Origin of the sequence: Kitasatospora sp. NPDC058032 (assembly GCF_042885845.1) — a bacterium.
Classification (GTDB): domain Bacteria; phylum Actinomycetota; class Actinomycetes; order Streptomycetales; family Streptomycetaceae; genus Kitasatospora.
Genome location: NZ_JBHVRK010000024.1, coordinates 67,067 through 79,917 on the forward strand (window position 1 = coordinate 67,067; position 12,851 = coordinate 79,917).

At 75.1% G+C, this 12,851-nt stretch carries 10 protein-coding genes; 6 read left to right on the plus strand and 4 right to left on the minus strand.

Annotated features, from left to right (window positions below):
• Window positions 1-13: 13 nt before the first annotated feature.
• A complete protein-coding gene (locus ACFVUH_RS29875; protein WP_387916442.1) occupies window positions 14-1,015 on the minus strand; it encodes a hypothetical protein in 1,002 nt (333 codons plus the stop codon).
• A 109-nt stretch (window positions 1,016-1,124) separates the two neighbouring features.
• On the opposite strand from ACFVUH_RS29875, the gene ACFVUH_RS29880 reads away from it, so the two are divergent.
• Complete coding sequence (locus ACFVUH_RS29880; protein ID WP_387916443.1) at window positions 1,125-1,439, plus strand: hypothetical protein; 315 nt, start codon at window positions 1,125-1,127, stop codon at window positions 1,437-1,439.
• A 53-nt stretch (window positions 1,440-1,492) separates the two neighbouring features.
• Here ACFVUH_RS29880 and ACFVUH_RS29885 read toward each other — a convergent pair whose 3' ends face one another.
• Window positions 1,493-2,221: a GNAT family protein gene (locus ACFVUH_RS29885; RefSeq protein WP_344325279.1), complete on the minus strand. Its 729-nt coding sequence runs from the start codon at window positions 2,219-2,221 to the stop codon at window positions 1,493-1,495.
• Between the two features lie 739 nt (window positions 2,222-2,960).
• On the opposite strand from ACFVUH_RS29885, the gene ACFVUH_RS29890 reads away from it, so the two are divergent.
• The 5 genes from ACFVUH_RS29890 to ACFVUH_RS29910 all read left to right on the plus strand — a co-directional run bounded on the left by ACFVUH_RS29890 (window position 2,961) and on the right by ACFVUH_RS29910 (window position 9,815).
• On the plus strand, window positions 2,961-3,905 hold the full coding sequence (locus ACFVUH_RS29890; RefSeq protein ID WP_387916445.1) for a PAC2 family protein: 945 nt from the start codon (window positions 2,961-2,963) through the stop codon (window positions 3,903-3,905).
• A 174-nt stretch (window positions 3,906-4,079) separates the two neighbouring features.
• Window positions 4,080-5,105, plus strand: coding sequence for an SGNH/GDSL hydrolase family protein (locus ACFVUH_RS29895; protein WP_387916446.1), 1,026 nt, complete (start codon window positions 4,080-4,082; stop codon window positions 5,103-5,105).
• Between the two features lie 142 nt (window positions 5,106-5,247).
• On the plus strand, window positions 5,248-6,564 hold the full coding sequence (locus ACFVUH_RS29900; RefSeq protein ID WP_387916448.1) for a deoxyguanosinetriphosphate triphosphohydrolase: 1,317 nt from the start codon (window positions 5,248-5,250) through the stop codon (window positions 6,562-6,564).
• A gap of 52 nt (window positions 6,565-6,616) precedes the next feature.
• Window positions 6,617-8,524 (plus strand): DNA primase, encoded by a 1,908-nt coding sequence (gene dnaG / locus ACFVUH_RS29905; protein WP_387916450.1) that lies wholly within the window; start codon window positions 6,617-6,619, stop codon window positions 8,522-8,524.
• A gap of 139 nt (window positions 8,525-8,663) precedes the next feature.
• Complete coding sequence (locus tag ACFVUH_RS29910) at window positions 8,664-9,815, plus strand: RNA polymerase sigma factor (protein ID WP_387916451.1); 1,152 nt, start codon at window positions 8,664-8,666, stop codon at window positions 9,813-9,815.
• A 15-nt stretch (window positions 9,816-9,830) separates the two neighbouring features.
• Here ACFVUH_RS29910 and ACFVUH_RS29915 read toward each other — a convergent pair whose 3' ends face one another.
• Both ACFVUH_RS29915 and ACFVUH_RS29920 read right to left on the minus strand, forming a co-directional pair.
• Complete coding sequence (locus ACFVUH_RS29915; protein ID WP_387916453.1) at window positions 9,831-10,919, minus strand: DUF2690 domain-containing protein; 1,089 nt, start codon at window positions 10,917-10,919, stop codon at window positions 9,831-9,833.
• Between the two features lie 460 nt (window positions 10,920-11,379).
• Window positions 11,380-12,786 carry a glutamate decarboxylase gene (locus tag ACFVUH_RS29920; protein WP_387916455.1) on the minus strand — a complete coding sequence of 469 codons (1,407 nt, stop codon included), beginning with the start codon at window positions 12,784-12,786 and terminating at the stop codon, window positions 11,380-11,382.
• Window positions 12,787-12,851 lie beyond the last annotated feature (65 nt).

A 12,851-nucleotide genomic window follows, 5' to 3' on the forward strand; every position in this document is an offset into this window, starting at 1 on the left:
AGGGCCGCGCCGGTCAGCGGGCCCGGCGCCAGGTGATCCGGGCGTGCGGTCCGTGCGGGCCGCCCGCGAGGAGCACGGCCAGCTCGTGCAGCACCGGGCCCGGGTCGCGGCGCAGCTGGACGGGTGTGGTGCGGACGACCGGCAGGCCGGCGGCGGTCAGCCGGTTGGCGCGGGTCAGGCTCTGCTCGTGGTCGGCCGGGCGCAGGTGCCAGGCCCGGGAGTCGATCTCCAGTGCGACGCAGGCCTGCGGCCAGTAGGCGTCCGGGACGGCCAGGAACCGTCCGTCCAGGTAGAGCGGCGGGTTCCAGAGCGGCTCGGGCAGTCCGGCGCCGCGCACCGCGTCCCGTGCCTCGCCCTCGACCACCGAGCGCACGCCGGCCGTCAGCTCCTCCACCACCGAGGCCAGCCGGGGCAGCTCGCGCGCGTCCGGCCGGGCGAGCAACTGGTCGAGCAGTTCGCCGAGTTCGCAGTGCCGGCGCTGGACGGCCTCGGCGCACAGGGCGCGGAACCGGTGCCGTCCGCTCTCCCTGGGCGCGAGGTCGGCCAGCGCCCGGGCGACCGAGGTGCTCCAGAGTCCGTCGTCGCGCTCGAAGCCGCCGGGCATCGCCCCGGCGGCCCGGTGGATGCGCACGAACCCCCGGTCGGCGACCCGGCGCCGAGCGGGGATCAGCACGTCCACCTCGGCGAGGTCGGCCGGGTGCCCGGCCGAGGGCAGCCCGGCGTCGGCGAGCACGGCCGCCCCGGTGAGCAGCACCTGCCCGCCGGACGGCGCGGCCGGCCCCTTGGGCCCCGCGTAGGCGAGGGCGGCCCGCAGCCGCTGGTGGGCCGTCAGCCGCCCGGTCTGCAGGCAGATCACCCGGGGCAGCACCCGTTGCCACGGCCCGCCGGCCCGCAGCCGGTGCGCGATGGTTCCGGACGGCACGCCGAGCCCGCGCAGCTGGGCGCGGGTGACGATGTGCTGCTGGTCGGCGCCGAGCAGCAGCAGCGGGTCGACGAGGGATCCGGCGCTGGTCATGCCGGGGTGCTTCCCGCCCGGATCGGGGGTATGCGGAACATCGCCCGCGGGGGGCTGCCCGGTCAAACCAGATTGACGCGGGACGGCGGGCGGGGTGGGCGTGCCCCCGATGACGACTCCTCACGCCGGCCCGGCGTTCGACGCGCTCGACGGCCTTTCCGTGGGCGACGCTCTCGGCGCCCGGTTCTTCGTTCCCGCCACCGCCCGCACCCGCCTCGCCGCCCGCAACGGCAGCCGGACCGGTGCCGCCGACACCGTCCCGTACGCGCTGTGGTGGGCGGTCCGGGTGGCACCCGTGCCGGGAGGCGGCCGGCGCCCGGTGTCGGCCGTGGCGGAGACGCACCCCGGGTACGTCAAGGCCCCGCTCGGACCGGACCGCCTCCGGGACGTCCTCGGCCTGGCGGCCATGGGCTACGCCTGCTGACCGCCGCGCCCGCGGTGGACGGCGGTGGCGGTGGCGGACGGCGGTGGCGGGCCTCAGGCCGTGATCAGGTGCCCGGCGCCGCCGCCGTGTCTAAGGCACTCCTGGTTGATCGCCGGATCCGGGGCGCTCGGCGAGGTGGCGGCGGCGATCCGCAGCTCGATGATGTCCCGGACGGCCGGCCACTCGCTGTCCAGGATCGAGTAGAACGCGGTCGACCGGACCACCCCGTCCAGCCCGCGCGAGTGCGCCCGGCGGACGCCCTCGGAGGTCGCCCCGAGCCGCTCGATGGCGGTGCGCGAGCGCAGGTTGCGGGCGTCGGCGCGCAGCGAGATCCGCTGCACGCCCCACGCCTCGAAGGCGTGCCGGAGCATCAGCAGCTTGGCCTCGGTGTTGATGCCGGTGCCCTGGGCCCGCGGGGACAGCCAGGTGTTGCCGATCTCGGCGGCGTCCGGGACGGCGGTGTCCGGGTCGCCGAACGGCACACCCGGCACCGGCGGCCAGACCAGCGGTCCCTGCCAGTAGTCGAGTTCCAGGAACCGGGTGGAGCCCACCACCCGGCCGTCGGCCTGGTTCACCGTGGCGAACGGCAGCGACCGGCCGGCGGCCTGGTCGGCCAGCGCGCGCGCGATGTACTCCCGGGCCGCTTCCAGGCCGTGCGGGACGGGGGTGAAGGCGTAAGTCGTACGGTCCTCGGCGCCGGCCTTGGCGATGGCCTCGGCGTGGTGCGCGGCGAGGGGCTCCAGCCGCACGGTGCGGCCGGTGAGGATGACAGGTACGGGCACGGAACCTTCGGTCCTTCATCGGTCGGAGGGTGCAGGCCCGTGCCGGGGTGCGGCGCGGGCGAGCGATGACTGGTTCGCCCCGCCCCGAGTGCGCCCACCGGTGCCCGCGCACGCCGGAGGCCGGTCGAGCGGAGCGGGGAGCGACGGCCCGGAGACGGGCAGCGCGGTGCCGGAACGGACACGGGTCCACGGACCGGTCCGGCGGGATGAGCGAGGGGACAGTGTGCGTCCGCGAGATGGCCGAGGAGGAAACGAGAGCGCGAAGGGAAGCAGGCGGCCAGGTGAAGGCAAGATGCGTCGTGGGTGGCTGGCCGAACACCGGTCCGGGACGTGGTCGACGGCGTTACGGACGACGTGACGACGACGCGACGATGCGAGGCAGCGAGAGGACGATACCCGTAAGAAGTCGGTGCGTCACTTCGCGGCACACGAATGGCCCCCGGGGCAGCGCCCGGACGGGCCGCCGGGACCGTTCGCACCCCCCTGACCAGGGGCTTTTCCGGTGGGTGCGATCATGGTCCGGCCGCCCCGCCGGGCAGCCCGCCGCACGGCCCGCGAGCAGCCCGCCGGGCGGCCCGCCGCGGGCGGTCCCGGCAAACGGGCCCGCCCCGCCGGGAATTCCGGCGGCGCCCCGCACGCTGGACGAGGAGAGCCGGGCACGAGCCCCCGCGCGCGCCGACGCACGGGGGAGCGGACGCGGCGAACCGCGACGAGGAGAGAAACGGGGTGTGGGTGAGCGGTGCGTGATCCCCAGGCGCTGTACGAGCTGGACCAGCAGGGCGTGGCCGCGGTGGCCGCGGCGAGGGCCGCGCTGGCGGACACCGGCGCCGGCCTGGTGCTGCTCCACCACTTCGAGGGCTTCATGGACGCCGGCGAGGCGGGCGGCCAGGTGGTCGACCACCTGCTGGAGACGGGGGCCCCGCAGGTGGTGGCCCGCTTCGACCACGACCGTCTGGTGGACTACCGCGCCCGCCGCCCCGCGATGGTCTTCGACCGCGAGCACTGGGCGTCGTACGAGCCGCCGGAGATCCTGCTCCAGCTGGTCCACGACACGGCCGGCTCGCCGTTCCTGCTGCTCAGCGGGCCGGAGCCGGACGTCGAGTGGGAGCGCTTCGCGACCGCCGTCCGCGAGCTGGTCGAGCGCTTCGACGTGCGGCTGAGCCTCGACTTCCACGGCATCCCGATGGGCGTGCCGCACACCCGCCCGGTCGGCCTGACGCCGCACGGCAACCGGCTGGACCTCGCGGCCGGCTACCCGCAGTGGTTCGAGCAGGCCCAGGTGCCGGGCAGCGCCCAGGCGCTGCTGGAGTACCGCCTCGCCGAGGCCGGGCACGACGTGCTGGGCTTCGCCGTGCACGTGCCGCACTACGTGGCGCGCTCGGCGTACCCGGCGGCCGCGGTGATGATCCTGGAGGCGGTGCAGTCCGCGACCGGGCTGGTGCTGCCCGGCACCCCGCTGCGCGAGCGGGTCGACGTGGTGTACGCCGACATCGAGGAGCAGCTGGCGCAGGGGGACGGCGAGCTGCGCTCGGCGATCCGCGGCATGGAGGGCCAGTACGACGCGGTGGCCGGCGCCGAGGACCGGGAGAGCCTGCTGGCCGAGCCGGTGGACCTGCCGTCGGCGGACGAGCTGGGCCGGCGCTTCGAGCAGTTCCTGGCCGAGCACGAGCGCGGGCCGGAGTAGCGGCCGGCGCGGGGAGCGGCGGAGGCCGGAGTGGAGTCCGGGGCGGCGGGCGGAGCGGAAATTCGCGGCCCCGGGCGGGATCGATCGCGCGCGCCCGTCCGTTGGGCCCTGCGGTGCCCGGGGGACGGGCCGTCGTAGGAAGAAGCGCTACCGGCTCCTACCCGGGGGGATCCCGTGCCACTGTCCGTACGCCCGACCGCCGCGCTCACCGGCGCGGTGAGCGCGGGCCTCGCCGCCGTGCTGGTGGCCGGCTGCTCCGGTTCCACCGGCCCGGCGGCCGGTTCCGCAACCGTCGCCGCGGCCGCCCCGGACGGCTCCGCGCCGCCGCGGGCCGCCGCCGTGACCACCCCGAAACCGACACCGACGCCCACCGGGCCGTACGTGGCGCTCGGCGACTCCTACACCTCCGGTCTGAAGATCAGCCCGCAGCAGGAGGCGGAGCCGAAGGGCTGCTCCCGGTCGGCGGTCAACTACCCGTCCCTGGTGGCCAAGGCGCTCGGCCTGTCCGGAGACCGGTTCCACGACGTCAGCTGCAGCGGCGCCCGCACCGGCGACCTGACCGGCGCCCAGAGCACCGACGGCGGCAGCAACCCGCCGCAGCTGGACGCGCTCACCCCGGCCACCCGCCTGGTGACCATCGGGATCGGCGGCAACGACGCCGGCTTCATGGACGTCGTCGGCCAGTGCGCCAAGGAGAACCTGGTGGACGCGCTCAGGGGCCTGGTCGGCTCGGACCGCGCCGCCGCGCCGTGCCGCGACTCCTACGCCGCCGCGGACGGCGGCGGCGACCAGGTCCAGCGCAAGGTCGACGCGGCGGGCGAGCGGCTCGGCCAGCAGCTGAAGGAGATCAAGCGCCGCGCCCCACAGGCCCGGGTCTACGTGGTCGGCTACCCGGCGCTGCTGCCCGCCGACCCGGCGAGCTGCGTCCCGGTGCTGGGCTCCACCGTGGCCGGCGGGGACCTGGGCTTCCTGGTGGAGAAGGAGCAGCAGCTCAACACCATGCTCAAACGGCGGGCGGAGGCGGCCGGGGCGGTCTTCGTGGACCTCGCGGCCCCCTCGGCCGGCCACGACATGTGCGCCGGGGAGAGCGCCCGCTGGGTGGAGCCGCCGTTCCCGGCGCACGGCCTGGCGGCCATCCATCCGAACGCCAAGGGCCAGGAGGGCGCCGCCGAGGCCGTCCTCAAGGCGGTCCGGGGCTGAGCCCCGAACGGAGCCGGAGACAGCCCCGCCAGGCCGACGGTGGGGGCCTACGGCGCGCGGCCAAGGGTTCACGCCCCGGCCCGCGCGCCGTAGCGCGCGGCACACTTCCGCTGTCACCGCCGCGGCGTACCGTGAGGGTCATATGGACGACACCGCGCACCGCCTCACCGCAGCCCCGGCCCCGACCCCGTACGATCACGCCGCCGAGGCCCGCTGGGTACCCGAACCGGACAAGCGCCCCGGCCGTACGGCGTTCCAGCGCGACCGCGCCCGCGTGCTCCACTCCGCCGCCCTGCGCCGGCTCGCCGGCACCACCCAGGTGGTCGCCCCGATGCGCAGCGACTTCCCGCGCACCCGGCTGACCCACTCGCTGGAGTGCGCCCAGGTCGGCCGCGAGCTGGGCGCCGCGCTCGGCTGCGACCCGGACCTCGTCGAGACCGCCTGCCTGGCCCACGACATCGGCCACCCGCCGTTCGGCCACACCGGCGAGGAAGCGCTCGACCAGGCCGCCGAGGCCTGCGGCGGCTTCGAGGGCAACGCGCAGTCGCTGCGCATCCTGACCCGCCTGGAGCCCAAGCGCTTCGCCCCGCAGGAGGAGGCACCCGCCCGGCTGGCCCCCTGGCCGGGCCGCAGCGTGGGCCTCAACCTGACCCGCGCCGCCCTGGACGCCGCCACCAAGTACCCCTGGACGCACGGCGCCCACCCCACCGACCCGGCCTCGCCCAAGTACGGCGTCTACGCCGACGACCTGGCGGTCTTCCGCTGGATGCGGGCCGGCTCCCCGCCCGGGCGCAAGTGCTTCGAGGCCACCGTCATGGACTGGGCCGACGACGTCGCCTACTCGACCCACGACGTCGAGGACGGCCTCCAGGCCGGCCACATCGACCCGGCCGCGCTGCGCGCCCCGGGCGAGCGCGCCGAACTGTTCAAGGTCGCCGAGCGCTACGCCCGGGACGCCGGGCCCGAGGAGCTGGCCGCCGCCCTGGACCGGCTGCTCGCCCAGGAGTGGTGGCCCGAGTCCTACGACGGCACGGCCCGCGCCCGCTCCGGGCTCAAGGACCTCACCAGCCAGCTGATCGGCCGGTTCTGCCTGGCCGCCGAGCAGGCCACCCGGGCCCGCTACGGCCCCGGCCGGCTCACCCGGTACGCGGCCGAGCTGGTGGTGCCGCGCGAGGTCCGGCTGGAGTGCGCGGTGCTCAAGGCGGTCGCCGTCCGGTACGTGATGCAGCGCGACGAGCAGGCCCAGCTGCGGGCCCGGCAGCGGATCGTGATCGCCGAGCTGGCCGAGGTCCTGGGCCGGCGCGCCCCCGAGGCGCTGGACCCGGTCTTCGCCGCGATGTACCGCGAGGCGGAGGACGACGGGGCCGCCCTGCGCACCGTGGTCGACCAGATCGCCACCCTCACCGACGCCTCGGCGCTGGCCCTGCACTCCCGGCTGGTCGGCCCGGCCCGGACCTGACCCGGGTCGCTCGCCCCGCCGTCCGGCCCGGTCGCCCCAGTAGACTTCCGGGGTGGCCGGGCGGATCAGGGACGAAGACGTGCAGGCGGTGCGGAGCGCACTGCCGATCGACGCCGTGGTCGGCGACTACGTACAGCTGACCAACGGTGGCGGCGGCGAGTACAAGGGCGTCTGCCCCTTCCACGACGAGAAGTCCGCCTCCTTCTACGTCAACCCGTCCAAGGGCGTCTTCCACTGCTTCGGCTGCCAGGAGAACGGCGACACCATCGCCTTCCTGATGAAGATCGAGCACTTCACCTTCGCCGAGGCCGTCGAGCGGATGGCCGCCCAGGCCGGCATCACCCTGCGCTACGAGGAGGGCGGCTACAGCCCCCGCCACCAGCAGGGCGAGCGCACCCGCCTGGTCGAGGCGCACAAGGTGGCCGCCGCCTGGTACCAGGAGCAGCTCGCCTCGCCCGAGGCCGAGATCGGCCGCCGCTTCCTGGCCGAGCGCGGCTTCGACGAGGAGGCCGCGAAGACCTTCGGCGTCGGCTACGCCCCGGCCGGCTGGGAGCACCTGGTCCGCTACCTGCGCGGCAAGGGGTTCAGCGACAAGGAGATCCTGCTCGGCGGCCTGGCCTCGCAGGGCCAGCGCGGCGGTCTGATCGACCGGTTCCGGGGGCGGCTGGTCTGGCCGATCCGGGACATCGCCGGCGAGGTGATCGGCTTCGGCGCCCGGCGGCTGCGCGAGGACGACAACGGGCCGAAGTACCTCAACACCCCCGAGACGCCGATCTACAAGAAGTCGCACGTGCTCTACGGCATCGACCTGGCGAAGAAGGAGATCGCCAAGTCGGGCCGGGCGGTCGTGGTCGAGGGCTACACCGACGTGATGGCCTGCCACCTGGCCGGGGTCACCACCGCGGTGGCCACCTGCGGCACCGCCTTCGCCGAGGACCACATCAAGATCATCCGCCGGCTGCTGATGGACACCTCCCAGTACCGCGGCGAGACCGTCTTCACCTTCGACGGCGACGCGGCGGGCCAGAAGGCCGCGCTGCGCGCCTTCGAGGACGACCAGAAGTTCGCCGCCAAGACCTCCATCGCGGTCAGCCCCGGCGGCATGGACCCGTGCGACCTGCGCCTGGCCAAGGGCGACGACGCGGTCCGCGAGCTGATCGACAACCCCGTCCCGCTCTTCGAGTTCGCGCTGAACTCGGCCGTCGCCAAGCACCGGGTGGACACCCCGGAGGGCCGCTCGGCGGCGCTGGAGGAGGCGGCGCCGATCGTCGCCAAGATCAAGGACCGCTCGATCCAGCACGAGTACGCCGTCCGGCTGGCCGGCATGCTCGGCATCCTGGACGAGCCGTTCGTGGTCCGCCGGGTCTCCCAGCTGGCCCGCTGGGACCGCGAGCGCCGGCAGAACCCGCGCGCCAACGGCCAGCAGCGCCGGCCCGAGCCGGCCCAGCAGACCCGCCCGGCCCGGCCCGCCTTCGTGCTCAACCCGCGCGACCCGGCGCAGTTCGTCGAGCGCGAGCTGCTCAAGCTGGCCCTGCAACACCCGGACCTGGTCGCGCCGGCCTTCGACAACTACGGCGAGGACGAGTTCCCGACCCCGCCGTACACCGCCGTGCGCCGTGCGATCGGCCAGGCCGGCGGCGCCGCGTACGGGGCCGCGCTGGCCGACTTCACCACCGTGGTGCGCGAGGCCTGCCCGGACGACCGGGTGCGCTCGCTGGTCACCGAGCTGACCGTGGAGCCGGTGCGCTCGCGCCGCAAGGCGGACGCCGTCTACGCGGGCGAGTTCCTGGTCAAGCTGCGGATGCTGGCCGTGGACCGGCGGGTCGACGAGGTCCGCGCCCACCTCCAGCGGCTGGGCAGCCGGGCCGCCCCCGAGGAACTGCACGCGGTGCAGACCGAGCTGTGGCAGCTCCAGCAGTACGGGCAGTCGCTGCGCAGCGGTGGCGCCGCCGCGTTGTAGGGGCTCGCGGGCGCTTGTAGGAGCGCGTTCAGAAAGTCCGCGCACGAGTCTCGGCCGCGGAGTGTGGCGTGCCCCACACTGGAGGACGTCCTGTCTCCGTTCAGCGCGGGTCCGCCAGAGTCGCGCCAGCCCCGAGGGGATGCCCGTGGACCGAGGCCTCGCCACGACCGCCCAGCCCACCACCACCGACCCGCTCGCCCCGCCCGAGGACCACGGCCGGGCGGGGGCGCCGCTGCCGGACGGCGCCCGGGTGCCCGCCCAGGGCCTGCCGGCCGGGCACCCCGACGCCGAGCCCCCCGAGCCCGGAGACGACGCCGCCGAGGCCGAGGACGCCGAGGAGGCCGAGGAGGTGCCGGAGCGCCCCGGCGTCGAGCCCGGCGGCCCGGCGGCCGACCTGCTCCGCCAGTACCTCCGCGAGATCGGCCGGATCCGGCTGCTCACCGCGGCCGAGGAGGTCGACCTGGCCCGCCGGATCGAGGCCGGCCTGTTCGCCGGGGAACGGCTGGACCGTGAACCCCCGCCCGCCGTCGCACTGGCCGGCGAACTGGCCGCCCTGGTGGCGGTCGGCGGGCTCGCCAAACGCCGGCTGATCGAGGCCAACCTGCGCCTGGTGGTCTCCGTCGCCAAGCGCTACGTCGGCCGCGGGTTGACCCTGCTCGACCTGGTCCAGGAGGGCAACCTCGGCCTGATCCGGGCCGTGGAGAAGTTCGACTACACCCGCGGCTACAAGTTCTCCACCTACGCGACCTGGTGGATCCGCCAGGCGATGAGCCGAGCGCTGGCCGACCAGGCCCGCACGATCCGGGTGCCGGTGCACGTGGTCGAGCTGATCAACCGGGTGGTGCGGGTGCAGCGCTCGCTGCTCCAGGAACGCGGGACCGAGCCCGGCGCGGCCGACATCGCGGCCGTCCTGGAGCTGACCGAGGTCCGGGTGCGCGAGCTGCTCCGGCTCGCCCAGGAGCCGATCTCGCTGCACACCCCGGTCGGCGAGGAGGACGATGTCGCGCTCGGCGACCTCATCGAGGACGCCGACGCGGCCTCACCCGCCGAGTCCGCCGCCTTCCTGTTGCTGCGTCAGCACCTGGACGCGGTGCTGGCCACCCTCGGCGAGCGCGAGCGGCAGGTGGTGCAGCTCCGCTACGGCCTGGACGACGGACGGACGCGCACGCTGGAGGAGATCGGGGTGCTCTTCGGGGTGACCCGGGAGCGGATCCGCCAGATCGAGTCCAAGACCCTGGTCAAACTCCGCGACCACGCCTTCGCCGCCCAGCTCCGGGGCTACCTCGACTGAGCCGGCAGGCAGGCCCTAGTGACCTGAGTCGGACTGGCTCGGCGGCGCGGGCTGGGCCGGGTCGGTGGCGGTCGCGGTGGCCGGCGGGGTGGCCGGGCCGACCGGGATCGGGGTCGAGGCGACCACCCGGGCCAGGTCGGAGACCGGGGACGAACAGGCGGAGCCCTCCGGGTCCTTGCGCTGCCCGCAGACCTGCAGGGTGACCGTCGGATCGGCCGCGTTCACCATCCACGAGTAGTTGTCGTACCCCCAGTGGATCAGCGCGGTCTCCGACTCGCCGGCGCTGGTGGTGATGGTCGCCTGGTCGCCGGGCTGGCCCTCACTGATCCCGGCCCAGGCCGCCTGGCACTTCTGGCTGTACCGGAGGTAGACGACGACCTTGCCGACGTTGGTGGTCAGCAGGGTCCGGGCGTCCCCGCCGCAGCCGGTCGGCCGGGGGTCCTTGTGGGCGCAGCCGAGCGCCTGACAGGTCGGGACGTCCGGGGCGGGGTTGGCGGGCACCGCGGCCGGCGAGGAAGCCGGGGGCGGCGAGGAGACCGGGGCGGACGCCGACACGGTGGCGGCGGCCTCCGCGGCGCCGTCGTCGGCGCCGTCGCCGGAGAGCACCCGCAGGCCGGCGAGGCCCAGCAGCAGCGCCACCACCACCGCGGCCGAGAGCAGGGCCACCGCAGGGCGGCGGCGCGTCGGACGGGGCGCCGGCCCGGCGCCCTCCGCAGGCTCCGCGTCCGCCGCACCCTCCGTACCTGCCGCGGCGTCAGGCTCCGTGTCCGGCAGGGTCTCCGGCGCCGTGTCCGGCACGGTCCCTGGCTCCGCTTCCTGGCCCGCCTCCGCCGGCGCCGACGCCTCCGCCGCCGTCAGGTTCCACAGCGCCCGCAGCGCCGGGCCGTCGCACTCCACGGTCCCGATCAGCGCGTCGAGCGCCTGCTCGGTGACGATCCGCTTGCCGTTCAGCCAGCGCTCCCAGGAGGCCCGGCTGTAGTGGGTCCGGGCGGCGAGCTCGGAGAGCGAGAGCCCGGTCGTGTCCTTGACGGCGCGCAGTTCCTCCGTCAGACGTCTGGCGGGGGCGGAGAGGTCGTCCGGCAGCTGCTTCCAGGCGGAACCCATGCGGTCTCTTCCAAACATCGAGGCGGGCGGGGCGGCGGGCTGGAACGGGCGACGCCCCGCGGGGCACCGCTCCGGGCCCGGGCGGGCATGTCCGCGTCTCAAACCTCAGCGGCCCGGCGTCCCAAAACCCAGGTCCTGGCGCTGAGACGGACGGAAGTGTCTCACAACACCGGGAAAGGCTCGAACATTCATATGGTCGTCGGGCATTGTTCTTCCGGCCGGAGCGGTTCGCCGCCCCGGTCCTTCGTCCGGGGACCGTTTCGACGGCCCGGCGACGGCCGTGCCCTGACCCCCACCGGTACGTGACAGCCTCCACGGGGGGAGGCTGCCCCGGACCGCAGGGACACGCGGCCGGGCCGACGCGTCCAGCGCGTCCGCCCGGCCGCGATCACGCCCGCCGCGAGCCCCGGCCGCACCTACATCCGCGGGTGCGGCGGGGCGGCGGCGGGCGGTGCCGGGGTCAGTGGTGGAAGCCCGTCCGGACCGGCACCCCGAGATCCTTGAGCGGGCCCGGCTGGCGGCGCAGCTCCGGCAGCAGCCGTTCCAGATCGCCCAGCAGCAGGTCCGCGAGGTCGCGGGAGAAGCCGTTGCGGCAGACCACCCGGAGCACCGCGAGGTCCTCCCGGTTCGCCGGGAAGGTGTACGCGGGCACCTGCCAGCCGCGCTCGCGCAGCCGGCGCGACACGTCGAAGACGTCGAACGGCACGTCGTCCGCCGTGGTGAGCGCGAACACCGGCAGCTCGTCGCCCCGGGTCAGCAGCCGGAAACCGCCGAGCCCCGCGATCCCGTCGGCCAGGTACCCGGCCACCTCCCGGCAGGCGCCCTGGACGGCCCGGAAGCCGGCCCGGCCGAGCCGCAGGAAGACGTAGTACTGGGCGATCACCTCGGCGCCGGGCCGGGAGAAGTTCAGCGCGAAGGTTGGCATGTCGCCGCCCAGGTAGTTGACCTTGAACACCAGCTCCTCGGGCAGCGCCTCGTGGTCCCGCCACAGCGCCCAGCCGACGCCCGGGTAGACCAGCCCGTACTTGTGGCCGGAGGTGTTGATGGAGGCGACCCGGGGCAGCCGGAAGTCCCAGGGCAGGTCCTCGTCCAGGAACGGCGCGATCATGGCGCCGGAGGCGCCGTCCACGTGCACCGGGACGTCCAGGCCGGTGCGCCGCTGCAGGTCGTCGAGCGCGGCGCAGATCTCCGCCACCGGCTCGTAGGAGCCGTCGAAGGTCGAGCCGAGCACCCCGACCACGCCGATGGTGTTCTCGTCGCAGAGCTCCACCGCCTGCTCGGGGCCGAGGTGGAAGCGCTCGCCGTCCATCGGCGCGGTGCGGGCCTCGACCTCCCAGAAGTTGCAGAACTTCTCCCAGCAGACCTGCACGTTGATGCCCATCACCAGGTTGGGCCGGGCCCCGGCCGCGTAGCGGTCGGCGTTGCGGCGGATCCAGCGCCGTTTGAGCGCCAGGCCGGCCAGCATGCAGGCCTCGCTGGAGCCGGTGGTGGAGCAGCCCACGGCGGCGTCCGGGTCGGGGGCGTGCCACAGGTGGGCGAGGATGGACACGCAGCGTCGCTCCAGTTCGGCGGTCTGCGGGTACTCGTCCTTGTCGATCATGTTCTTGTCGAGGCACTCGGTCATCAGCCGGGTGGCCTGCACCTCCATCGAGGTGCTGACGAAGGTCGCCAGGTTGAGCCGCGCGTTGCCGTCCAGCAGCAGTTCGTCGTGGATCAGCTGGTACGCCGTGTCGGCCGGTACGGGGCCGTCGGCGAGCCGGTGCAGCGGGGGCGCCAGTTCCATCGCGCCGAGCGGGTCGGCGGCGGTGCCGACGAACGGGCCGACGGTCAGCCGGCGGTCGTCGCCGGTCCCCTTGTGCAGTGCCATGGCATTCTGCCGCCCTTCCGAACGGTGGCCGCGTTGCCTTCCACGCTCCCACCGGTCGCCGGGTG

Coding starts and splice junctions, on each gene's coding strand:
- ACFVUH_RS29910 (WP_387916451.1), top strand. CDS start 8,664: ATGCCCGTGGACCGAGGCCTCGCCACGACCGCCCAGCCCACCACCACC.
- ACFVUH_RS29920 (WP_387916455.1), bottom strand. CDS start 12,786: ATGGCACTGCACAAGGGGACCGGCGACGACCGCCGGCTGACCGTCGGC.
- ACFVUH_RS29880 (WP_387916443.1), top strand. CDS start 1,125: ATGACGACTCCTCACGCCGGCCCGGCGTTCGACGCGCTCGACGGCCTT.
- ACFVUH_RS29900 (WP_387916448.1), top strand. CDS start 5,248: ATGGACGACACCGCGCACCGCCTCACCGCAGCCCCGGCCCCGACCCCG.
- ACFVUH_RS29915 (WP_387916453.1), bottom strand. CDS start 10,919: ATGGGTTCCGCCTGGAAGCAGCTGCCGGACGACCTCTCCGCCCCCGCC.
- ACFVUH_RS29875 (WP_387916442.1), bottom strand. CDS start 1,015: ATGACCAGCGCCGGATCCCTCGTCGACCCGCTGCTGCTGCTCGGCGCC.